At 41.4% G+C, this 21,535-nt stretch carries 21 protein-coding genes; 11 read left to right on the forward strand and 10 right to left on the reverse strand.

Going from position 1 to position 21,535, the window contains the following annotated elements; translation table 11 throughout:
* Positions 1 to 246: 246 nt before the first annotated feature.
* Both C8322_RS06570 and C8322_RS06575 read right to left on the reverse strand, forming a co-directional pair.
* Positions 247 to 906 (reverse strand): HAD-IB family hydrolase, encoded by a 660-nt coding sequence (locus tag C8322_RS06570; RefSeq protein ID WP_008305407.1) that lies wholly within the window; start codon positions 904 to 906, stop codon positions 247 to 249.
* Positions 873 to 2,078 (reverse strand): DUF1615 family protein, encoded by a 1,206-nt coding sequence (locus C8322_RS06575; RefSeq protein ID WP_026056709.1) that lies wholly within the window; start codon positions 2,076 to 2,078, stop codon positions 873 to 875. The genes C8322_RS06570 and C8322_RS06575 overlap by 34 nt, the downstream gene beginning before the upstream one ends.
* 81 nt (positions 2,079 to 2,159) lie before the next feature.
* Here C8322_RS06575 and dusB point away from each other — a divergent pair, with 81 nt between their 5' ends.
* The 3 genes from dusB (at position 2,160) to C8322_RS06590 (ending at position 5,218) form a co-directional block, all read left to right on the forward strand.
* On the forward strand, positions 2,160 to 3,185 hold the full coding sequence (gene dusB / locus C8322_RS06580; protein ID WP_005221697.1) for a tRNA dihydrouridine synthase DusB: 1,026 nt from the start codon (positions 2,160 to 2,162) through the stop codon (positions 3,183 to 3,185).
* Between the two features lie 245 nt (positions 3,186 to 3,430).
* The gene (locus tag C8322_RS06585) at positions 3,431 to 4,087 is read left to right on the forward strand and encodes a hypothetical protein (protein ID WP_111810463.1); all 657 of its coding nucleotides are present in this window, start codon (positions 3,431 to 3,433) and stop codon (positions 4,085 to 4,087) included.
* Positions 4,088 to 4,546: 459 nt separating this feature from the next.
* Positions 4,547 to 5,218, forward strand: a complete 672-nt coding sequence (locus C8322_RS06590) for a glycine zipper domain-containing protein (protein ID WP_004894274.1) — start codon at positions 4,547 to 4,549, stop codon at positions 5,216 to 5,218.
* A 71-nt stretch (positions 5,219 to 5,289) separates the two neighbouring features.
* Here C8322_RS06590 and C8322_RS06595 read toward each other — a convergent pair whose 3' ends face one another.
* Positions 5,290 to 6,336 carry an NAD(P)H-dependent flavin oxidoreductase gene (locus C8322_RS06595; protein WP_005221699.1) on the reverse strand — a complete coding sequence of 349 codons (1,047 nt, stop codon included), beginning with the start codon at positions 6,334 to 6,336 and terminating at the stop codon, positions 5,290 to 5,292.
* 205 nt (positions 6,337 to 6,541) lie between these two features.
* On the opposite strand from C8322_RS06595, the gene C8322_RS06600 reads away from it, so the two are divergent.
* From C8322_RS06600 to C8322_RS06610, 3 genes are all read left to right on the forward strand, one after another.
* Positions 6,542 to 7,801 carry a putative DNA modification/repair radical SAM protein gene (locus C8322_RS06600; protein WP_004894280.1) on the forward strand — a complete coding sequence of 420 codons (1,260 nt, stop codon included), beginning with the start codon at positions 6,542 to 6,544 and terminating at the stop codon, positions 7,799 to 7,801.
* A complete protein-coding gene (locus C8322_RS06605) occupies positions 7,801 to 8,580 on the forward strand; it encodes a TIGR03915 family putative DNA repair protein (protein ID WP_005221700.1) in 780 nt (259 codons plus the stop codon). Before C8322_RS06600 ends, C8322_RS06605 begins: the two co-directional genes overlap by 1 nt.
* Before the next feature lie 66 nt (positions 8,581 to 8,646).
* Positions 8,647 to 9,156, forward strand: coding sequence for a hypothetical protein (locus tag C8322_RS06610; protein ID WP_004812548.1), 510 nt, complete (start codon positions 8,647 to 8,649; stop codon positions 9,154 to 9,156).
* 64 nt (positions 9,157 to 9,220) lie between these two features.
* On the opposite strand, the gene C8322_RS06615 is transcribed toward C8322_RS06610, so the two are convergent.
* The 3 genes from C8322_RS06615 to metK form a co-directional block, all read right to left on the reverse strand.
* Positions 9,221 to 10,432: a YeeE/YedE family protein gene (locus tag C8322_RS06615; protein ID WP_108675936.1), complete on the reverse strand. Its 1,212-nt coding sequence runs from the start codon at positions 10,430 to 10,432 to the stop codon at positions 9,221 to 9,223.
* Positions 10,433 to 11,085: 653 nt separating this feature from the next.
* The gene (locus C8322_RS06620) at positions 11,086 to 11,430 is read right to left on the reverse strand and encodes a hypothetical protein (RefSeq protein WP_004812551.1); all 345 of its coding nucleotides are present in this window, start codon (positions 11,428 to 11,430) and stop codon (positions 11,086 to 11,088) included.
* A gap of 168 nt (positions 11,431 to 11,598) precedes the next feature.
* The gene (gene metK / locus C8322_RS06625; RefSeq protein WP_004812553.1) at positions 11,599 to 12,765 is read right to left on the reverse strand and encodes a methionine adenosyltransferase; all 1,167 of its coding nucleotides are present in this window, start codon (positions 12,763 to 12,765) and stop codon (positions 11,599 to 11,601) included.
* Positions 12,766 to 13,622: 857 nt separating this feature from the next.
* On the opposite strand from metK, the gene tkt reads away from it, so the two are divergent.
* From tkt to C8322_RS06645, 4 genes are all read left to right on the forward strand, one after another.
* Positions 13,623 to 15,611, forward strand: coding sequence for a transketolase (gene tkt / locus C8322_RS06630; protein WP_004894294.1), 1,989 nt, complete (start codon positions 13,623 to 13,625; stop codon positions 15,609 to 15,611).
* A gap of 133 nt (positions 15,612 to 15,744) precedes the next feature.
* A complete protein-coding gene (locus tag C8322_RS06635) occupies positions 15,745 to 15,960 on the forward strand; it encodes a hypothetical protein (protein WP_004812556.1) in 216 nt (71 codons plus the stop codon).
* A gap of 176 nt (positions 15,961 to 16,136) precedes the next feature.
* Positions 16,137 to 16,592: a GNAT family N-acetyltransferase gene (locus tag C8322_RS06640; protein ID WP_004812557.1), complete on the forward strand. Its 456-nt coding sequence runs from the start codon at positions 16,137 to 16,139 to the stop codon at positions 16,590 to 16,592.
* A gap of 128 nt (positions 16,593 to 16,720) precedes the next feature.
* Entirely contained in the window at positions 16,721 to 17,308 is a 588-nt protein-coding gene (locus C8322_RS06645; RefSeq protein WP_004812559.1) for a YceI family protein, read from the forward strand.
* A 130-nt stretch (positions 17,309 to 17,438) separates the two neighbouring features.
* Here C8322_RS06645 and C8322_RS06650 read toward each other — a convergent pair whose 3' ends face one another.
* Positions 17,439 to 18,155 (reverse strand): glutamine amidotransferase, encoded by a 717-nt coding sequence (locus tag C8322_RS06650; protein ID WP_004812561.1) that lies wholly within the window; start codon positions 18,153 to 18,155, stop codon positions 17,439 to 17,441.
* Positions 18,156 to 18,388: 233 nt separating this feature from the next.
* Between C8322_RS06650 and yfcF the strand changes: the two genes are divergently transcribed.
* The gene (gene yfcF, locus C8322_RS06655) at positions 18,389 to 19,054 is read left to right on the forward strand and encodes a glutathione transferase (protein WP_004812564.1); all 666 of its coding nucleotides are present in this window, start codon (positions 18,389 to 18,391) and stop codon (positions 19,052 to 19,054) included.
* 111 nt (positions 19,055 to 19,165) lie between these two features.
* On the opposite strand, the gene C8322_RS06660 is transcribed toward yfcF, so the two are convergent.
* The 3 genes from C8322_RS06660 to C8322_RS06665 all read right to left on the reverse strand — a co-directional run bounded on the left by C8322_RS06660 (position 19,166) and on the right by C8322_RS06665 (position 21,299).
* Complete coding sequence (locus C8322_RS06660; RefSeq protein ID WP_004812565.1) at positions 19,166 to 19,843, reverse strand: type 1 glutamine amidotransferase domain-containing protein; 678 nt, start codon at positions 19,841 to 19,843, stop codon at positions 19,166 to 19,168.
* A 188-nt stretch (positions 19,844 to 20,031) separates the two neighbouring features.
* The gene (locus C8322_RS14385) at positions 20,032 to 20,208 is read right to left on the reverse strand and encodes a hypothetical protein (protein ID WP_099046671.1); all 177 of its coding nucleotides are present in this window, start codon (positions 20,206 to 20,208) and stop codon (positions 20,032 to 20,034) included.
* A 221-nt stretch (positions 20,209 to 20,429) separates the two neighbouring features.
* Positions 20,430 to 21,299 (reverse strand): SDR family oxidoreductase, encoded by an 870-nt coding sequence (locus C8322_RS06665; RefSeq protein WP_111810464.1) that lies wholly within the window; start codon positions 21,297 to 21,299, stop codon positions 20,430 to 20,432.
* Positions 21,300 to 21,535 lie beyond the last annotated feature (236 nt).

The following is a 21,535-nucleotide window of genomic DNA, read 5'->3' on the forward strand; positions in this document are numbered from 1 at the left end:
AATGAAATTAAATCGCTGTACTAGGTTATTTGTGTGAAATGTATCACGATAAATGGCGTGTTATGATATTTATAGACTAAAGTTATAAGTATTAGATTTTATTTATATAAATATGAAAAATTATTATTTAGTCTATTCTGTTTAAAAATTTAAATAACCAGCTTAAATTATCTTTATATTTAATTATGTATCATGAATATTTAATTATAATTTCAACTTGAAAATACATTTATTATTTAAAGAATATTAATTTGAGAGTTTTTTTATAGTATTTAGATTTTCTAATACGGGTAATTTCTTGTCAAAGCCCACCATATAGCTATGCTGCGCTAAACTCAGCATTTCCTTATCTTCCTCACTATTCCCATAAGCATAAATCGTCTCGTAATCTACAAGATTGATTGCTTCTAAAATCCGTAATTTCTTTTGCAAACAGCTACAGTCGGGTGTTAGATATTTCCCTGTCAATTTTCCATTTTTGATTTCCACTTTGGAACAGAGCAGCTCAATACTTAGAGTATTAGCAATCATTTCCAGATATAGATCAATGGTTGCTGAAACCAGTATAACTTTATGTCCTAACTTTTGATGCATTTTCAGCTGCTCAAACAGGGCAGGGTCAAGATTCCCTAAAATCTTATTCGCGTATTGCAATGCTAAAGGGTAAATTATTTTTACATCAGCATCTTTAAACATGGCTAAATAAAGCTTTGGTCGCATGCGATGAGCAGGATAGAGTTTGAGATAATAAGCAGTAATCCACGGCAAAATTTTCAGACCACGCCAAATAATATGTCGTTTTTTCAGGACAGAAAAAATAAACCCTGTAAAGCTGTCATGTGGATACAGGGTGCCATCAAAGTCAAATAAGGCTAGAGCTTGAGGTTTTTGATTTTGCGCATGCATGTTTGGTAACGGCCATCTACACGGCTAGCAAACCAGTTGGTATTGTAATCACGACTCAATTTTGGTCCAGAAATCACCACTTCAGGCATGATGGCATAAAAAGGTTCTTTACCCGTTTGTTCCTGATATAGTTTCGCTACACCACGATAGGTCATGGTGTCTTCAAAATCCTTTTCCTTTTCCTTCTTCAGGTCAGAACGGATCTGACGCTCAGTAATAATGAAATTATGCTTGGCAAATACATTGATTAATTCACGTTCAGACTGACTTTTCTGAGAGCGGATACTGCCATCTTTGCTATATAGCAAGAGATCGCCATCCAGATCCAGTTCGGCTTCAGTCAGGTCATTGAGCATGCTCTGGAAGGCAGCATTACGACTGGAATACATGCCTGAATTATAGTCGGCAAAACGATAGATCGGTTTATCATAATCTGCCGGATACATCATCAGACGATGAATACCATAATACAGACCGCCATACTGACTATACAGATCGGTACGCAGTTCAGCGATATTGCCACCTTGACGCTTATGCTCCTTGGCATAGCTAATATGCACCTGCATCGAACCTAAAGTCGTAATCGGATTAAGCTTTTCGCCGATGTTTTGACCAAAGAGTTTGGCTGCACCCGTTAGGGCACTCACGTGATAATGTTTGGCCATATAGTCAAATATTTCACGATACAGTTCATCCAGTTCACGTTCAGTTTTAACCTTACGCATCTGGCTGAGATAGTTGTTATCCGGAGTGGGATGATTCTTCAGAACATCCTGGAAATATCCTGCAACTGTTCCACCGATACTTTCACCAAGTTTCTCGGTAAATTTTTCTTCCAGACGGCCTTGAACTTCTTTTACTGCTTTTTCGCCCAGACCAGCAACAGTTGGATTTGCGTGGAAATTAGATTCCTGATCCACCACTGCGACGATGGTACAGATATTCTGTTTAGTTTGGGGAATACCCAGTTGTTCGGTAATATCATAGATATCTTTAGCCCATGAATCACGATTGCTGACACGTGATGGAATCGCTTTAGGTATCTGGTCAGCTTCCATAGTTGGCTCATCAGAAGACCACCAGGAACCATTGCCACAGCCAGCAAGACTTAGGGATAAAGCAAGGACAGACCACGATTTAACAGTAAAAATTCGGTGAAGTGTGTTGTTCATGTTGTCTAAATCAGATTCCAGCAGATGAGCGATCAAGGCAGATGCAGTATACTATGCTCATCAACAAAGTGATGAATTTATATGTATATTGGTCCGTATCAACTATCAAATAATTTGATTGTTGCTCCCATGGCAGGCGTGACAGACCGTCCGTTCCGTACACTATGCAAATATTTTGGTGCAGGTCATGCTGTTAGTGAAATGATGACTTCAGACAAAACCCTGCGCATGAGTAAGAAAAGTTTGTACCGTGCTAATTTCGATGGCGAACTGGCGCCAATTTCTGCACAAATTGCCGGTTCAGATCCGCGTGATCTGGCAGAGGCGGCACGGTATCAGGTTGCGAACGGCGCACAAATTGTTGATATTAATATGGGTTGCCCAGCTAAAAAAGTCTGTAACAAGCTGGCTGGTTCGGCATTACTGCAAGATGAAGATCTGGTTGCACGTATTCTGGATGCCGTTGTTGCTGCAGTTGATGTCCCCGTGACTTTAAAAACCCGTCTGGGTTATTTAAATGGTCAGGAAAATATCATGCGTGTGGCCAAGCGGGCAGAAGAAGCCGGTATTGCGGCCTTGGCATTACATGGCCGTACCCGCGAAGATATGTATTTAAACACAGCGCGCTATTCACTGATTAAAGATGTGAAGGAGATATTGAATATTCCCGTGATTGCGAACGGAGATATCGACAGTCCAGAAAAGGCCAAATATGTACTGGATTATACCGGTGCCGATGCAGTGATGATTGGGCGTGCAGCACAGGGACGTCCATGGATTTTTCGTGAAATCGCACATTATTTAAAGACTGGAGAACAGCTCGCTGCACCAAGTATTGCCGAAGTTAAAGAGGTCTTACTGGGTCACTTGGCTGAACTGTATGAATTTTACGGTGAATATTCTGGCTGCCGAATTTCCCGTAAGCATATTGCCTGGTATACCAAAGGTCTGCGTTCCAGTAATGAGTTTCGTCAAAATATGTATAAGGTGGAAAGTACCGCAGATCAATATAAAGTGGTAGAAGACTATTTCAATAACCTGCTGGAGTATGGTCAGATCATGAGTGATGTGCAGGTCGAGCAGGTGAATCTTCTGGAAACAACCTGATTTTCCATATTACCTGAAATGAATTCCTTCTTAAGGTACTGTCGTTTAAACAGTACCTTTTTAATATCTGTATGCTGCAATACAGCAAGGTGTTTACATGATGGAAATACCTGTACAGAGTTAAGTACTAACTTCACTAAAACCGGACAGGACTTGGACAGTATTAACCTGAATTTTCTCTATGATAAAGGACATGTGCAAGATGAATTTCAATTTTGTCTAAATAAAATCAAGGGAGAATCAGAATGACAAATATTAATCGTCCAGTTTCAGAGATTAATCCAACTACTCAAACCGATCTGGTTGAGGACAATAACGCAATAAAACATGAAGAAGTTGTGAAAATGGATCCTTCAATCGCACAAGGTACTGATCCTAATTTAAATCCAGCAGATACTACAAGACCCCTTGATCCAGATGACAAAGAGGCTGAAGCTGGAGATCAGGCATTGGCAACTGGTGCTGGAAGTGTAGGCGGAGCGGCCATTGGTGCAACACTCGGTATGGTGGGTGGACCAGGAGGCTCCTTGATTGGTGGAGTCGTTGGCGGAGTACTTGGCGGAATCGCAGGTAAGGATATTTCAACACCAGATCATCCAGACCATGGTATTGAGAATTCGAGTCTATTAGGTGACCATGACAAGTACTGGCGCGAAGAGTATCAGAGCAGACCTTATTATAGTGAAAGCCGCAATGTGCATGGTGATCTGGATTATGATCGGGATTATCGTGGTGCTTACCAACTCGGTTATGAAAACCGTGAACATTATAGTGGTAAAGAATTTAATGAAGCTGAACCTGACTTGCGAAGCAAATGGGAACAATTCAAAGGTGAGTCTCGTTTGACCTGGGAACAGGCTAAATATGCAGTCAAAGATGCATGGGATCGCACAACTCGCTAAATCACATCTTTAGATAAAACCTCTCTACTTCGGAGAGGTTTTATTATTTTTTTACAAATACAAACTTAACCGTTATTTGCTTTACAGCATTAGTCTGAATCCTTCAGATTAAGACTAGCTATTTTTAATACGTCTATTATATCCGAGAAATCTAACAGTCATCATTGAAAATAGGCAAGAGGATAATGTATTTAAAACGACTATTCATGAATAAATATAAAATTGGGAATTTCAAAAAATTATAATTACCTGGTTATAAAAACTATACTTATTTGATGTTTATTCATGCAATTTAGACATGCCTGTTACATCCGTAGTCTACAGGTACATAGCGTAGTATATATTCACTGAAACCGGACAGGACTTGGACAGTGTTAACCTGAATTTTCTCTATTATAAATAGATCAAAGACAAGATGAGATTTCTATCTTGGCTATAAAAGATCAAGGGAGATTTAGAATGACAAATACCAATCGACCAGTTTCAGATATTAATCCAGCTTCACATCGTGATTTGTCTCAAGAACGGACTGATGTATTAAGAGATGATGAAGCATTGAAAAGCAGCCCGACCACTTCAGGCAGTGCACGCCCAGATTTAAATTTACCAGATACCGAAAGCCATCGTGTTCCCGATATGAATGAAGCGGGTGATCATCCTGTGGCGACCAGTGCTGGAACCTTAGGTGGCGCTGCAGCAGGTGCGGCGATTGGAGCAGTCGGTGGTCCTGCAGGTGCAGTCGTCGGCGGCCTTGTTGGGGGAGTGGTAGGTGGCCTAGCTGGAAATGAAATGGCAGAATCAGCACGACCTACGCTAGATACACCAGAAGGTATTGCACTTTCAGGTTCAGAGAATTTACAGGACGATGATCACTACTGGCGTGAACAGCATCATCAGACGCCTTATTATAGTGAAAGCCGTAATGTCTATGGTGATTTGGACTATGATCGAGATTATCGTGGTGCATATCGCCTCGGTTATGAAAACCGTGAATATTACAATGGTAAAGAATTTAATGAAGCTGAACCTGATTTGCGTACCAAATGGGAACAGGTTAAAGGTGACTCCCGTCTCAATTGGGAAGAAGCCAAGTTTGCAGTGAAAGATGCATGGCATCGTGCGACTCGCTAACTTCTATTACTCATAAAAAAAACCTCTCAATATTGAGAGGTTTTTTTTATTTTAATGAGAAGAAAAACTGCTTATTCTCGATGTTTAATCTCCAGAACCAGCTGGTTAACCAGATCCGAAGCTTCCATTTCGCGTGTTTGTGCGGCGTTTGAGCCAGCCCAGAAAGCACCATAGCCATGATCGCCCTGTTGAACGGCTGCTGCATGTAATTGCTTGGCCAGGTCATAAGTATATGGATAGGCTGGTACATCTAGACGATCCGGGGTGTCGATATCAGTATGCCAGTGATTGATAATGCCACGCGCAGGACGACCAGAAATGCTTGCAGTCACTTGAGTCAATGGTTTAGACAGCAAGGCTTTACGATAGGCTTCATTGGCATTAGAGGTTTTGCACTGTACAAATGCCGTTCCCAGCTGAACGGCTTCAGCACCAAACTCCAGCATCTGTCGTGCCTGATAGCCGTCCATAATGCCCCCAGCGGCTACAATAGGCAAGGAGCAATACTGTTTAATCAGCTTGATTAAATTCGAAGTTTTGACTGAGGCATCAAATTTGGTGCTGAAAATTCCACGGTGCCCACCTGCTTCAATACCTTGAGCAATCACCACATCAATGCCAGCAGCCTCGATCGCACGTGCTTCAGCCAGATTGGTCGCAGAAACCATGGTGATAATTCCAGCCTCTTTAAGTGCTTGAACCTGATGCGAATGCGGAATACCAAAGTGAAAACTCACCGCTTTTGGACGTGTTTCCAGAACCAGATTCAGGAAATCATCATTGTCCCTAAAGCTTGGATAAATGCATTTCAAGGTTCTGGGTGGTTCTACACCAAACTGGGCGAATTTATCCTTGAACTGCTCGATCCAGGCTTGAGCGACAGTGTCATCTAAGTCTTCAGTTTTATGGCAGAAGAAATTGACCTGAAAAGGCTGATCGGTCAGCTCCTGAGTTTTAAGAATCTGTTCACGCGCAGACTGTACGCTACTGGCACCTAATCCTAATGAACCCAAAGCACACTGATTAGAGACTTCAGCGGCCAGCTCAGGTGTGGAGACACCGGCCATGGGTGCTAACAGAATTGGGTGTTTAATGCCTAATTTTTCCAATAAAGACATGGCTTTGCTCCTTGTTATCACCTTACTGTGCCTTCGCCTTGAAAATTAAGCAAATCATATTGGTTATTTTATTTTGAAATATTCGACTATAGTTACATAAGCTTTACATTTGCGACGACACTCATTGTCGCTGTACTGATCGATTGCATAGTAGATGAAATCCTGCAGTTTTATAATACTGTTTTAGTTAAATTTTCCTGAACTCATGTCTGATCGTATACGTGAAAAATTACAGATTCTCGCTGATGCTGCCAAATATGATGTGTCCTGTTCATCTAGCGGCAGTAATCGAAAGAATAAAGATAAAGGTCTAGGCAATACCGGCAACGGGATCTGTCATAGCTATACTGAAGATGGCCGTTGTGTTTCCTTACTGAAAATCCTGTTTTCCAATGTCTGTATTTATGACTGCTCGTATTGCGTTTCGCGCCGTTCCAATGATGTAAAACGGGCCGCTTTTACCGTGCAGGAAGTGGTTGATCTGACCATGAACTTCTATCGTCGTAATTATATTGAAGGGCTGTTCTTGAGTTCAGGTATCTTTAAGTCTGCCGATTACACCATGGAGCGTATGCTGCAGGTAGTCAAGAAACTGCGGCTGGAAGAAAACTTTAATGGTTATATTCATCTTAAGACCATTCCGGGAGCTTCGCAGGAAATTATTACTGAAGCAGGTCTCTATGTGGACCGGATGAGTATCAATCTGGAAATGCCAACAGAAGATGGATTACGAAAATTTGCCCCAGAGAAAACTCATGCTGAAGTACAGAAAGATCTGGGCATTGTGCGTGATCGTCTGATTCAAATGAAAGACGAAAGTAAAATCATCAAGGCTGTACCCAAATTCGTACCGGCAGGCCAGACTACACAAATGGTGGTTGGGGCGCATAGTGAAACGGATCGTGATGTCATTTTGATGGCGGATCGGCATTACAAGGAATTCAAGCTAAAACGGGTATATTTCTCCGGTTATATCCCGATTAATGCTGAAGAAAAAGCACTACCGGCCGTGGGTTCAGCGCCACCATTATTACGTGAAAACCGGCTGTATCAATCTGACTGGTTAATGCGTTTTTATGGTTTTGATGCTGAAGAAATTGTCGATGATCAGCATCCGAATCTGGAACTGGATATTGATCCGAAGCTCAGCTGGGCATTACGTCATCCGGAAGCCTTTCCAGTCGATATTAACCGAGCCGAATATAAAATGATTCTGCGAGTACCGGGAATCGGAGTACGCTCAGCCAAAAAAATCGTTCAGGCGCGCCGTTTTGGTCAGATTCATATTGATCAGCTGAAACGTATGGGGGTAGCTTATAACCGTGCGCAGCATTTTATCCACTGCGCCGATACACCAAAATTTAAAAAAGAACAGCAATCACAACAGATTCGGCAGCAGATATTGCAGTCGGGTTATTCAAAATATCAGCAGCAACTTTCACCTCAACTGGGATTAGGGTTCTGATGGCCTGTTACTATTTTGATGGCACGATGACAGGACTATTGAGCTGTGTATTTCGTGCTTTTGAATTTCGTGAATTTGAGGTCAGAATTACTGCCAATCCACATGCACAAAATGGTCTGTTTGATGATTTTATTCATGTGGCGTCTAATGATGCGCATGGCCAGCGTGTCTGGCAAGGCTTAAAGCAGAAAGTCGGTTCAGGCAGCTTGAGGGCTTTTTACTATACCTTTTTGGCGGAGCAAGAACAGGCTTTTCAGGTCCTGTTTGACTTTGCGATATATGTTTTTCAGAGTCAGCGTCCAGTGGATCAAGACTATGGTCATGCTGCGGTATTGGGTATGTCACAATGGGCAAAACAGGTGGGACGCGAAAAGCACCGGATGGAAGCTTTTGTGCGTTTCAAAAAATGTCAGGATGGTTTGTTCTTAAGTTTGATCAAGCCAGATTTTAATGTGCTACCGATTATTAGCAAACACTTCAAGGAACGTTATCAGGATCAGACCTGGCTGATTTATGATGAACAGCGCAAATATGGTATCTACTATGATTTAAAAAATTTACATCAGGTAGAAATGAATGCAGTACAGATAGATCCACAAGTCCGGCTTGGACATAGTCAGTCTTTCAGCGTTGAACTGGATGATGAGGAATTACTCTATGACCAGCTTTGGAAAGACTATTTTCATAGTGTAAATATTCAGGCACGTAAGAATATGAAGCTGCATATTCAATATGTGCCTAAGCGCTATTGGCGATATATGAATGAAAAAGCACTTTGAAACACATGCTTTAGGATTTTCAGGCATAATCAGAGCGCTATTGTTTTTTGATTGAGTGATGTGTTTATGAAGGTATGGCTGAGTACATTGGCGCTAGGCTTGACGTTGACTGCATGTTCGCAAGAACCCGAAAAGGTTGAGGTCGACCCCGCTCAGTATCAGGTTAAAAATGCTCAGGAATTACAGCAACGCTTTGATACCCTCAATCAAAAACTGGCAACTGACTTTAGCCAGTTTAAGAAAGTCGAAAGCATTGCCTTTGCGCATCAGTTCCCCTTAGATGTAAATAACCTGAGAACCTTGAATCAGCATTTGGTCGCAAGCACAGCACTTAAGTCCAGTAAAATGGCCTATTGCGATATGATGAATGGCTATTTTGCCGAGATGTATCGACTGGGACATTACAATCTTAATTTAGTGAATGATATTCAGCTGCCAAATACAGAAAAAGAAGATCTTAAAGCGAATTTCTCAACGGCTGATCAGTTCTATACCTTTATTCTGGATCGATATACCAGCTATCGTCAGGTACAACAAACCATGAACTATGGTTGTAATCTAAAAGCGGCACTATAAATTTTTAAAATTATTCAGTGCATAAAGAAGCCCATCATCAGATGGGCTTCTTTATGCTGGAGTATTAACAGCCGGTCAGTTTTTCTGGCTGAGGTTTTTCGCCCGGGAAGAAAATCGGACGGAGTTTTACCCCAATACCATTCCCCACAAAGGCAAATATCAGCCATAACCAGCCATGTACACTGCCTGAAGCAATACCACTGAAATATGCGCCAATGTTACAGCCATAAGCCAAACGTGCGCCATAGCCGAGCATTAAGCCACCAATGACTGCTGCCAGTAATGAACGTTTTGGAATATTGAAATTGGGTGCAAATTTACCTGCCAGACTTGCAGCAAGGAGGGCGCCAAGCATGATGCCAAAGTTCATCATTGACGTGATGTCAAACCAGAGTGATTCTGATAATGCTTTAGCATTGCCTGGTTGCTGCCAATATGCCCAAGAAGCAACATCTACACCTACGAAACTTGCCGATTTCGCTGCCCAAACGGCAAGGGCAGAAGTTACCCCCCATGGACGTCCAGCCAGTGCCAAAGTCGCAAAGTTAAGCAAGGTTAAAATGATACCGCCCCAGATCAATGGCCATGGACCACGAAGAAAGCGTTTCCAGCCTTGATATTGGCTTTGTGGTTCAGCTTCCAGACTGCCATGGCGTTTCTTTTCGAGAAACACAGTCGCAGCGGCAATAACTGCAAATACTAGAAAGCTGAGTAACAGTGCAGGCACTACCCCGAAGCTTTTCACAATCGAAATTGGTGCCAGATGTGGCAGATTAAACCACCAGTCGAGATGAGACGTTGCAATCAGCGAACCTGCACAGAAGAAGAACAGAGTTACCAGCATACGCGCACTACCACCACCAACGGTATAGAGCGTACCTGATGCACAGCCGCCACCGAGCTGCATGCCAATACCAAAAATAAAGGCACCAATCATGACTGATATGGAAACGGGATTAACATTACCTTTGACAGGATTACCGAACAGCTCACCGGCACCAAGGGCGGGAAAGAAAAGTAATACTGCCAGAGCGAGCATAATCATTTGCGCGCGTAACCCGCGACCGCGGCGTTCCTTGATAAACACACGCCAGCTAGAAGTGAAACCAAAAGAGGCATGGTACAGGGTCATGCCCAAGGCGCCACCGACCAGGAACAAAAGCGCCTGATTCAGCCCTACGATTTGATAGGCACCGACCGTACCTAAAGCAAGTAAAATAAATGATACCCAAACCGATATATTAGATCGGTTTGAGGATGCAGCAATCACTGACATAGGAGAGATAAAATATCAAAAAATAAAGTGTGTCATTTTACAGTGCTGCTTTTTCAAAGCGAGTCCAAAACCTAGAATTTACATTCCAATATCTGATTCTTCATATCAATTTAATTTATATTAAATCAGATTGAAGTGAAAGAGCGAGATATTCCAGGAAAGGAACAGCATGGCAGCGATAGCAAAAAAGGGAATATATTAACTGGCACTTAGCTTTAACGTCTTGGTAAAGTAAGCTGGTAATCGCGTCTAAAATTGCCAGTGAAAACATACCTACAATTATTTCGGCAGCTGAGATCAGTTGCTTAAGCCTGAGCAAGATTTAAGACGTGGGAAATAATGTTCGTACAGAAAAGACAAGGGTAGCTGGTCTGCTAGTTTTTAATGATTTAGCGGTGGTATTGGCATGAACACTGATCTCATCCCAAGCACGAGCTAAGGCTCCAATGCATGATGATCCAGCTATATTGCAACCTTACGTCAGTTCTTGAGTAACCACGCATAATATAAATTCAGATCAATTGGCTGAGTTCGGCTTCAGGATTCACTTTTCCAGGTATCAAATCTGAAAGATAGGTGAGAGAATAAAAAAGCCTGCAAAATGCAGGCTTTTTAAGGCACTGGAGCCTTGAAAAAGAATCAAGTAACCAGAATTAATTTTCAGCTTCTTGGCGTACTTTTGCTGCGCCTTCTTCAACTGAACCTGCAACAGATGCTGTTGCATCTTTGGCTGCTTCTTTAGCACGTTGGGCTGCAGCTTCAGCACTTGCAGCAGCTCTATCTGTTGCTTCCGCTGTATTTGCTGCTGCATTATCCAGAGCTTGGTCGGTTTCAGCTGCAGCTTCGCGGCTCGCATCTTCCATATCATGACCTGCCTGTTCTGCAGCATTTTCCAGGTGCTCACCTGTAGTTGCGCCAGTTTCAGGTTGTTTTTCCTTGCTACAGCCTACAAGTGCCACAGTTGTCGCCAAACCTAAAGCAATAAGAAGTTTATTCATTGTGTTATATCCTTTTGTTTTCATAGATCACTGATATAAAAATATTATCGGAATCACGTGCTTCAGAATGCTACAAAATGTGGTGTTCGTGTAAATGTTGTCAACCATTTTATAAACTATTGAAAACAAAAAAGCCTGCTCGAAGGCAGGCTTTTTAAGCAAGAAAAATTACAGACCAGCAGAAGCACGTAATGCTTCAACCTTATCTGTTTTTTCCCAAGTAAATGCAGTGTCTGAACCTTCACGACCAAAGTGACCATAAGCCGCAGTCTGTTTATACATTGGCTGGATCAGGTTCAACATACGGGTAATACCGTATGGACGCAGGTCAAAGTGCTCACGTACCAATTGAACGATCAATTCATCCGACACTTTACCGGTATTAAAGGTATTGATTGAAATAGAAGTTGGCTCAGCAACACCAATTGCATAAGACACCTGAATTTCACATTTATCAGCAAGGCCAGCCGCAACGATATTTTTCGCTACATAACGACCTGCATAAGCAGCAGAACGGTCAACTTTTGATGGATCTTTACCAGAGAATGCACCACCACCATGACGCGCCATACCACCGTAAGTATCTACAATGATTTTACGGCCAGTCAGACCACAGTCACCTACAGGACCACCGATTACGAACATACCGGTCGGGTTGATGTGGAATTTAGTCTCTGCATGGAACATTTCAGCTGGAATGATTTTCTTCACGATTTCTTCAATCACAGCTTCTTTCAGGTTCGCTTGTGAAATTTCAGGATCATGTTGAGTTGAAAGGACCACTGCATCTAAACGTACCGGCATGCCATTTTCATAAGCGAAAGTTACCTGGCTTTTCGCATCTGGGCGTAACCATGGCAATGAGCCATTACGACGTAATTCAGCCTGCTTTTCCATTAGGCGGTGCGCATAAGAAATTGGCGCAGGCATTAATACGTCAGTTTCACGGCTGGCATAACCAAACATCAGGCCCTGGTCACCGGCACCTTGATCTTCTGGCTTTTGACGGTCTACACCCTGAGCGATTTCAGGGGACTGTTTACCGATCATGTTGATCACGGCACAGGTTGAACCATCAAAGCCAAGATCAGAATGGTGGTAACCAATGCCATTTACGGTTTGACGTACGATCGCTTCAAAGTCGACGTTTGCAGTTGTTGTGATTTCACCGGCAAGTACAACCGCACCCGTTTTTACAAGCGTTTCACAAGCAACCCGCGCATATGGGTCTTCTTTTAAGATTGCATCCAAAATGGCATCACTGATTTGGTCAGCCATTTTATCTGGATGGCCTTCGCTTACAGATTCCGAGGTAAATACAGCGTACTCGCGCATAAGTCCTATCACAGTTAAATTTAAAGACCCGATATGTTACATCGTGTTGCGTCGAAGGACTAGGTTTGAACGGTAAAATTGGCTGAAATTGTTTCAATTTAATTTGTTTTTATTTGAATATTAGTATTTGAAAAACTGATATACCACTTATATCAATGGTTTTTGCTTATGTTTTGCTCAAGAAAAATACGGCAGCTTTTTTTGGTCATTTTTTGTAGCAGTAGGGCTAGGCTCCTTATACCTTAGATTGCTTCTTCCGAAGAAGCAGCAATCTTATTGTTTGAAAATGCATTTTACTGTCGCAAAAAACTCCATCAATCGTGATGATTTAAGCTAAGGTTAATGAGCTAAAAACTCTATTAATCTGATCGACATAAATATATAGAAGGATTGCATCAAGACTTTGATCTAAAATTTATAAAATTTCATTGCATGTATAAGCCTACAGACTAGGCCTTATTTATTGAAAACGAAGAAGTGGGCAAAAGGTAAAATACAGCAGCGAGCTTTAGTTTATTTTTAGTCCTGCCGATGAGGGAAATAATTTGAATCAATAAAAGTCATATATGTATATTTAAGTAGCTGACCTTTTTAAGAGAATAATAAAAATTTGATAGAAGGGAACTCGCTTGTAAAACATAAGAAAATTAGGGTTTTTATTGTGATGAAAATTGAGTATTAATCGGTGCCTGTACTTAAAAGTGTAGATTAAATGTACGTTGACTAATCTAAACAACAATAAAGTGATAAATATTGTAGGCTGGTCTTTACCCCTCGCTGTTTTTTTAAGACAATATGCAGCAGTTTTGAAAGTCTTTTCATCATTTTCTATTTCTGAATTATTTGGACACTGATTTATGACAACCCCGCTTAATGAACGTCGTGTTGCAAACGCAATTCGTGTATTGGCAATGGATGCTGTGCAAAAAGCAAACTCAGGACATCCAGGTGCTCCAATGGGGATGGCAGACATCGCTGATGTGGTTTGGCGCGAATTTTTAAGCCATAACCCGACTAACCCGAATTGGGCGAACCGCGACCGTTTTGTATTGTCGAACGGTCACGGCTCAATGCTGCAATATGCACTTCTTCATTTAACGGGCTATGATCTTTCAATCGAAGATTTGAAATCATTCCGTCAATTACATTCTAAAACTCCAGGTCATCCGGAATTGGGCTATGCACCTGGTATTGAAACCACTACTGGTCCATTAGGCCAGGGTATTGCCAATGCCGTAGGTTTTGCACTGGCTGAAAAAACGCTTGCTGCGCAATTCAACAAAGACGATATTCAAGTTGTTGATCACTTTACTTACTGCTTCCTGGGCGATGGCTGCTTGATGGAAGGTGTTTCTCATGAAGCATGTTCATTAGCGGGTACTTTGGGTCTAGGCAAGCTGATCGCTTACTATGATGACAACGGCATTTCGATTGATGGCGAAGTTGAAGGCTGGTTCTCTGACGATACAGAGCAACGTTTCAAATCTTATGGCTGGCAGGTCATCAAAGTTGATGGTCATGATGCGGATGCAATCCGTCAAGCGACTGTAGAAGCGAAAGCTGAAGCGAACAAACCAACCATCATCATGTGTAAAACAGTGATTGGTTTAGGTTCACCAAACAAACAGGGTAAAGAAGACTGTCATGGTGCGCCTTTAGGTAATGATGAAATCGTATTGACTCGTGAAGCGCTTGGCTGGTCAGACGAAGCATTTGTTATTCCTGCTGAAGTTTATGCAGCATGGGATGCCAAAGAAAAAGGTTCACAAGCTGAAGCAGCCTGGAATGAAACTTTTGCCGCTTATGCAGCAAAATACCCAACTGAAGCAGCTGAATTAAAACGCCGTATTTCTGGTGATCTTCCAGCTGACTTTGTTGCAAAAGCAGATGCTTACATTGCTGAAGTAAATGCAAAAGAAGAAACGATTGCGACACGTAAAGCAAGTCAAAATACGTTGCAAGCACTTGTGCCTTCTTTGCCTGAAGTGCTTGGCGGTTCTGCTGACCTTGCAGGCTCTAACCTGACTTTATGGAAAGGTGCGCAAGGCGTACAGGACAATCCGGCAGGTAACTACGTACACTATGGCGTACGTGAGTTTGGTATGACTGCAATTGCTAATGGTGTAGCACTACACGGTGGTTTCATTCCGTATGTAGCAACATTCCTGATGTTTATGGAATATGCACGTAATGCAGTGCGTATGTCTGCCCTGATGAAACAGCGCGTAATTCATGTTTATACGCATGACTCAATCGGTCTGGGTGAAGATGGTCCAACGCACCAACCCGTTGAACAAATCGCATCTTTACGTGGTACACCGAACCTGAATACATGGCGCCCATGTGACACTGTTGAAGCCGCGATTTCCTGGAAATCAGCTTTAATGCGTTCAGAAGGCCCAACGGCATTAATCTTCTCTCGTCAAAACTTGCCATTCCAGACCCGTACTCAAGCACAAATCGAGAACGCTGCGAAAGGTGGTTATGTACTGGCTGAAGAAAAAGGCGAATTGAAAGCGATCATTATTGCAACGGGTTCAGAAGTATCTCTGGCAATGGAAGCGTATGCACAACTTGAAGGTGTACGTGTCGTCTCTATGCCATGTGCTGAAGAATTCATGAAGCAAGATGCTGCTTACCGTGAAGCAGTTCTCCCTGCAGCGATTCGTGCACGTGTAGCGGTAGAAGCTGCACATGTGGATTACTGGTGGAAATTTGTAGGTCTTGACGGTCGTGTGATTGGTATGACTACTTATGGTGAATCTGCACCTGCGAAAGATCTGTTCCAGTTCTTCGGTATTACCACTGAAGCAGTTGTAGCAGCTGTAAAAGAGATTACTGCTTAATCAACTGATTAAACAGTTTTTAAAGGACGCCCCAGTTTTGGGGCGTCTTTTGTTTTTTCACTTTTTAGTGTTGTTTTCATGTGGCAACCGCTAAAAAGTTCTCCCATAGTCGAAATGAAAGAGTGAGATGAACATGAGCTTGTATGAACAAATTAACGATGAAATTACTTTAATGGATGCAGGCGAACAGAAATGGATCGGGCAGGATCTGCCTCTTGAAGCAATGATGGCAGTTGAGCTGTTACTTCAGGATCTGGCGGCTGAAAAAATTATTAAAGTGCGTCGTAAGAACCATGAAAAACATTCTGGTTTAAAGCAGATTGACCGTATTCTGGTGGAAAAGCTTTAAAGTTGAAGACTTAAATAGCCCCACATGGGGCTTTTTTTGTACAAAAATAATCATCTGTATGAGTCATAGATATATTTTAAAAAATTGGTATGAGTAAAAATAAAAAATATCTTATCTTAATCATCAAAATAGCCTAAGCTAATTGAATCTATTTGAAATAGAAGAATCGTATAAAAATGATGATACAAGACCAGATTCAAATTGAGCCTCTAGAAAATATTACACAGCAGGAGTGGCTGCCATTATGGTTGGATTACCAGAATTTTTATCAGACTCAGCTCAGTGAAGAGGTAGATCAGCATACCTGGCAAAGGCTTACTGATCTAGCATTCGGCAATATGTATGGATTCGCAGCGATTCTGAATCAGCAAGTTATCGGCATTGTGCATGTCATTCAACATGACAGCTGCTGGACTTTAACGCCGTATGCCTATTTGCAAGATCTTTATACGCATATTGATTTTCGAGGGCGGGGTGTGGCACGAGCCTTGATTGAGAAAGTATATGTAGATACCAAACAGCGTGGATGTGATCGAGTGTATTGGTTAACTCATGAGAGCAATCGACAAGCACAGCAGCTTTATGATCAGGTTGCCAAGAAAACCGGTTTCATCCAATACCGAATGGATTAATAGTAGAAATTTAAAAAATAACTTACAAATTTATTGTTTCATCGCTGCAACAAAACGTTTTATCTTTAGGGCTGTAAATATTTCTGAATTCTATACACTTGAAAACATCCAAAACGAGAGATAAAAACATGAATTTCAAAACATTAGCATTAGGCTTAGCGGTTTCATCGGTAGCAACATTTTCTATGGCGAAGCCGGTTGCGTATACCATTGATCCAGGCCATACCGCGACCGTATTTAGTTGGAGTCACTTTGGTTTCTCGACACCATCTGCGAACTTTAGTGATATTCAGGGCACGATTACGGTTGATAATGAAAAGCCTGCTAACTCATCAGTGAATGTAACTATTCCGGTATCGAGTATTAATACCAATGTTAAAGCACTGGATGAGCATATTCAAAAAGCAGAATTCTTTGATGTAGAGAAATATCCAAACATCACGTTTAAAAGTACCAAGGTTCAGGCTTTAGGTAAAAACAAATATAAAATCACCGGTAATTTGACTATAAAAGGTGTAACCAAGCCAGTTGTGCTGGATGCAGTGTTAAATAAACAGGCTATTCATCCAATGACAAAACTGCAAACAATTGGCTTCAATGCGACTACATCATTTAACCGTTCAGCTTTCAATGTGGGCGCATATGTGCCAAATGTCGGTGATAAAATTACTGTAAACATTACCACCGAAGCATCTGTACCCGCTGCGAAAAAATAACAAAAGACAAATTTAAAAAGCACCCTGTTGGGTGCTTTTTTATGGATGAAAATTAAGCTTTGCTAGAAATTAGTAGATAGCTAATCTGAATAAATATCTTTTATCATCCACTTAATTTGAAGAATAAAAATTAGCTGGTTTGAATGTGCTTGAGAAATTCTTGAAGAATGGACACCGATACAGCTTCTAAAGCAGCAGCATATTGCTGATTGTCGGCACGTAAGGCTGCAATGTCGATCTTCGCATGACGCAGCTCACAGGTATGGCCAATCAGCCATTTCTCCAGACGCTCAGCTTCCACTTCAGCATGAAATTGCAGTGCCAGAATATTGCTGCCAATCCGTAAAGCCTGATTTGGATAGACCGCAGAACTTGCCAGAAGCTCAGCCTCTGTGGGCAGGTCGAACGTATCTCCATGCCAATGTAATACTTCAAGATTTTCCAGATTTTTTAGTGGATTATTCTCTACAGATGCAAGGCTAAGCTTGGACCAACCAATCTCTTTGCTATGACCTGCATACACTTTTGCTCCTAATGCATGCGCAATAAGCTGTGCACCTAAACAAATTCCTAAAGTCGGCAAATTTTGCTGTAAACGAACTTTCAGTAAGTCTATTTCCTGTTGTAAGAAAGGATAGTCTTCAGTTTCATAAACGCCGATTGGACCACCTAAAATCACCGTCAGACCTGTATGTTCAAATGCCTGGGTCAGGTCATCGACCCCTGCTTCAAAATAACGTACGCGTAGGCCGAGCTGATAGAAAGTATCTTCCCACGCGCCAAGGTCTTCAAAGGCAAGATGCTGAATGGCATAGACCGTATCTGGAAATTCGTCAAAATTAAGCATGATGGTGACTGATCAAAGAAATGATTTAATTTAACGTGAATCATATGACTTGGAAAGCTGAATTCAGCTTAATGAGCTCCTCCATTTAGCAGTGGATTGGTTGCAATTGCTTAAACTCTGTAAAGATACTCCGCTATTGTTCACTTCAGTTTGGGTATAACTTGGAACTTGATGACCGTATGCAATCCCATAGTTTTATATACTGATAACAACTCCATTAGGGGAGCCATGCTATGCAAAGTCTAAGCCTTTATATTGATCGTAAAAGATTAAGTCCCTATGCCATGTCGGTTTTTGTGGCCCTGAGAGAAAAACATGTCGATTTTAAAGAGATTAAAATCGATCTGGATAAGGATGAAAATAAAACAGATACCTATTTAAGAATCTGTAAAACTGGAAAAATTCCCTGCTTATCTGTGGATGGCTGGTCAATTTTTGAATCCATGGCAATCACTGAGTTTCTAGACGAGCTTTTTCCAGCACCTGATTATCCGGCTCTTTATCCGGCAGATATTCGGGCGCGTGCTAAATGTCGGGCGGTTCAGGCATTGCTTAAATCTGATTTTAGTCTGATATGTCAAAATATGCCTTCAACAGGTATCTTTCAGCCATTACCAGAACCCTATGTTCCAGACCGGCATACCCAAATGGAAATTGATCGATTAACCAGAGTAAGTGAGGCTTTGATTGGCGATCAATGGTTAAGTTCACAATGGAGTATTGCAGATTTTGATTTAGCCTTCATGCTACATCGATTATTGAGTTTTAAAGTTCCTATTTCTGAAAAACTTTATAGTTATGTCATGCGGAATTTTCAGCGAGAATCTGTACATGTCTGGTTTAAACTAAGAGAACTGGAACGAGGTACATGGGATCCATCACCATTTGATGTGCCGTGAGTTGAGAAAAGCATTCAAGGTTGATGGATTTTAGTCATGATTTAATTGTTTAAATAACTCCTGAATTGAGCAGAAATCAGGAGTTATTTATTCATGGGGATCTTTAGGATATTATTTTAATAAATCTAACAGGGCATCCGCCGTTGCTGCAGATGATGCTGGATTTTGTCCGGTGATCAGTAAGCCATCCTGCTGCACATGGACTTGCCAATCATCAGCTTTGGAATAGTTCCCGCCATTTTCCTTCAGCATATCTTCGACCAGGAATGGAACAATATTCGTCAGGCCGACTCCCTCTTCTTCGGTATTGCTGAAACCAGTCACTGATTTGCCTGACACAATTGAGTGGCCTTCACTATCTTTTACCTTTTTCAGTACTCCTGGCGCATGACAGACCAGTGCGACAGGCTTATTGGATTGCAAGGTTTCTTCAATTAAATGGATTGAAGTGTAGTCATTGGCTAAATCCCATAACGGACCATGCCCACCTGGATAGAATACGGCATCAAACTCATCTGCATTTACTTCGCTTAATTTATGGGTATTGGCTAAAGCACGCATAGCAGTTTCATCTGCTTCAAAACGTCTGGTTGCTTCAGTTTGGGCATCTTCAGCACTGCTTTTAGGATCAAGCGGTGGGTGACCACCTTGTGGGGAGACTAAAGTGATTTCGGCTCCCGCATCAATGAATCGATAATATGGTGCAGCCAGTTCCTCTAGCCAGAAACCGGTTTTTTCGCCTGTGTCACCAAGTTGATCATGTGAGGTCAGAACAATCAAAATTTTCATATGTTTACCTAAGATTATGTCAGATTTAAAATTTAATAATTAAAATTATTGGATAGATGGATAGGAGAAAAATTGTCATCGTTAAACTGGAAGCTTAAATTTAAAACAGCTTGGATTTGATATTTTCTAGCAATCCTTAAAACAAATGTTTTAAACACCTATATATATGAAATGTTTTAAAAAAATCATTACGATTGATCAGAACTTTTCTTTTTCTTTCCGCCACCATCCTGTTTATTGACTGTAGACCAAGCAATACGTTCAGCTTCTTCTGCAGAACGTCCTTGTTCTTTCTCACTTTCTTCAATGTGTTTAGCTTGCCGTTTCTGTTTTTCCGTATAGGCAGATTTATCACCTCTAGGCATAGGCTGATCCTCACATGCGGTCTGATATGGGAATAACTATAACAAGGACTTGATTTAGGCAAAGTAAGCTTCTGTCAGGATTTGTTTGAATTGTTTTATAGCTCATTAAATGACTGGAACATTTATATCTAACTTATTTTTAGTTCTAAAGAGAAGTCAATTTTAAAATCTTAATTTTGAACAGGATAATGACCCCAGAGCCATCATCCTAAAGCTTTTATTTAGCCATTAACAATGCTGCCACCATTTACGTGGATCACCTGACCCGAGATATAGCTGGCTTCTTCACTAGCCAGAAATAAATAGGCTGGAGCGACTTCACTTGGCTGTCCCATGCGGCCCATCGGTGTCTGCTTACCAAACTCTTTTAAGGTTTCTTCATCAAAACTACTTGGAATAAGTGGGGTCCAGATCGGGCCGGGTGCAACCCCGTTAACACGAATACCTGTCTTGTTTTTCAGCAAATTGGTCGAAAGACTACGGGTAAACGTGGTAATTGCACCCTTAGTGCTGGAGTAGTCGATCAGTTCATCATGTCCGTGATAGCTGGTAATACTGGTGGTATTAATAATACTGTCACCTGCCTGCATATGTGGGAGAACCGCCTGAGTTAAATGAAACATACCCAGAATATTGGTGTTAAAAGTTTGATATAGCTGTTCAGGAGAGATATCGGTAATACTTTTCTGCGGATATTGTACTCCTGCATTATTTACCAGAATATTAATTGTCTTGAATTCCTGAATAGTCTGTTTCACCAGATCTTGAATTTCTTCTGGTTGCTGCAAGTCACATTTGATCAGTAGACAGCGCTGTCCTTCTGCTTCAACCATTTTCTTTGTATCTTTTGCATCCTGATCTTCGTCCAGATAGCAAATCGCGATATCCGCTCCTTCACGGGCAAACAGGACAGATACCGAACGGCCAATCCCACTATCTCCACCGGTAATAAGAGCAACTTTGCCTTTCAATTTCTCGCTACCTTTATAGTGAGGTTTAATAATCTCTGGCTTTGGGTTCATTGCAGTCTGAACACCAGGCTGATGGTCTTGTGTTTCGGTTGAATTTGGGGTTTCAGGATAATTATTCATATATTTTCAGGTCCATTGTTGAGTGTAATGACAGAAAAATATATTAGGGAGATTTTCCAGAAATAGGCTAAGACCTGACATTTCATAACAGAATCTATGCAGGAGATTGCATTTGTTGAATTAGGTTTACATTTGAAGGTTTATATAAAGATATTTAAGATAAATTAAATATTATAATATTTAATTGGCTCTAGACTAGCAGAACAGATATGTTAGTCTAGAATCATGATAGAAAA

The sequence above is a fragment of the Acinetobacter sp. SM1B genome, from assembly GCF_003289665.1.
GTDB classification, from domain to species: Bacteria; Pseudomonadota; Gammaproteobacteria; order Pseudomonadales; family Moraxellaceae; genus Acinetobacter; species Acinetobacter schindleri.

Bases quoted from the DNA above. Each gene is read 5' to 3' on its own strand.
- C8322_RS06570 (WP_008305407.1), bottom strand. From the start codon at position 906: ATGCATGCGCAAAATCAAAAACCTCAAGCTCTAGCCTTATTTGACTTT.
- C8322_RS06575 (WP_026056709.1), bottom strand. From the start codon at position 2,078: ATGAACAACACACTTCACCGAATTTTTACTGTTAAATCGTGGTCTGTC.
- dusB (WP_005221697.1), top strand. From the start codon at position 2,160: ATGTATATTGGTCCGTATCAACTATCAAATAATTTGATTGTTGCTCCC.
- C8322_RS06585 (WP_111810463.1), top strand. From the start codon at position 3,431: ATGACAAATATTAATCGTCCAGTTTCAGAGATTAATCCAACTACTCAA.
- C8322_RS06590 (WP_004894274.1), top strand. From the start codon at position 4,547: ATGACAAATACCAATCGACCAGTTTCAGATATTAATCCAGCTTCACAT.
- C8322_RS06595 (WP_005221699.1), bottom strand. From the start codon at position 6,336: ATGTCTTTATTGGAAAAATTAGGCATTAAACACCCAATTCTGTTAGCA.
- C8322_RS06600 (WP_004894280.1), top strand. From the start codon at position 6,542: ATGTCTGATCGTATACGTGAAAAATTACAGATTCTCGCTGATGCTGCC.
- C8322_RS06605 (WP_005221700.1), top strand. From the start codon at position 7,801: ATGGCCTGTTACTATTTTGATGGCACGATGACAGGACTATTGAGCTGT.
- C8322_RS06610 (WP_004812548.1), top strand. From the start codon at position 8,647: ATGAAGGTATGGCTGAGTACATTGGCGCTAGGCTTGACGTTGACTGCA.
- C8322_RS06615 (WP_108675936.1), bottom strand. From the start codon at position 10,432: ATGTCAGTGATTGCTGCATCCTCAAACCGATCTAATATATCGGTTTGG.
- C8322_RS06620 (WP_004812551.1), bottom strand. From the start codon at position 11,430: ATGAATAAACTTCTTATTGCTTTAGGTTTGGCGACAACTGTGGCACTT.
- metK (WP_004812553.1), bottom strand. From the start codon at position 12,765: ATGCGCGAGTACGCTGTATTTACCTCGGAATCTGTAAGCGAAGGCCAT.
- tkt (WP_004894294.1), top strand. From the start codon at position 13,623: ATGACAACCCCGCTTAATGAACGTCGTGTTGCAAACGCAATTCGTGTA.
- C8322_RS06635 (WP_004812556.1), top strand. From the start codon at position 15,745: ATGAGCTTGTATGAACAAATTAACGATGAAATTACTTTAATGGATGCA.
- C8322_RS06640 (WP_004812557.1), top strand. From the start codon at position 16,137: ATGATGATACAAGACCAGATTCAAATTGAGCCTCTAGAAAATATTACA.
- C8322_RS06645 (WP_004812559.1), top strand. From the start codon at position 16,721: ATGAATTTCAAAACATTAGCATTAGGCTTAGCGGTTTCATCGGTAGCA.
- C8322_RS06650 (WP_004812561.1), bottom strand. From the start codon at position 18,155: ATGCTTAATTTTGACGAATTTCCAGATACGGTCTATGCCATTCAGCAT.
- yfcF (WP_004812564.1), top strand. From the start codon at position 18,389: ATGCAAAGTCTAAGCCTTTATATTGATCGTAAAAGATTAAGTCCCTAT.
- C8322_RS06660 (WP_004812565.1), bottom strand. From the start codon at position 19,843: ATGAAAATTTTGATTGTTCTGACCTCACATGATCAACTTGGTGACACA.
- C8322_RS14385 (WP_099046671.1), bottom strand. From the start codon at position 20,208: ATGCCTAGAGGTGATAAATCTGCCTATACGGAAAAACAGAAACGGCAA.
- C8322_RS06665 (WP_111810464.1), bottom strand. From the start codon at position 21,299: ATGAATAATTATCCTGAAACCCCAAATTCAACCGAAACACAAGACCAT.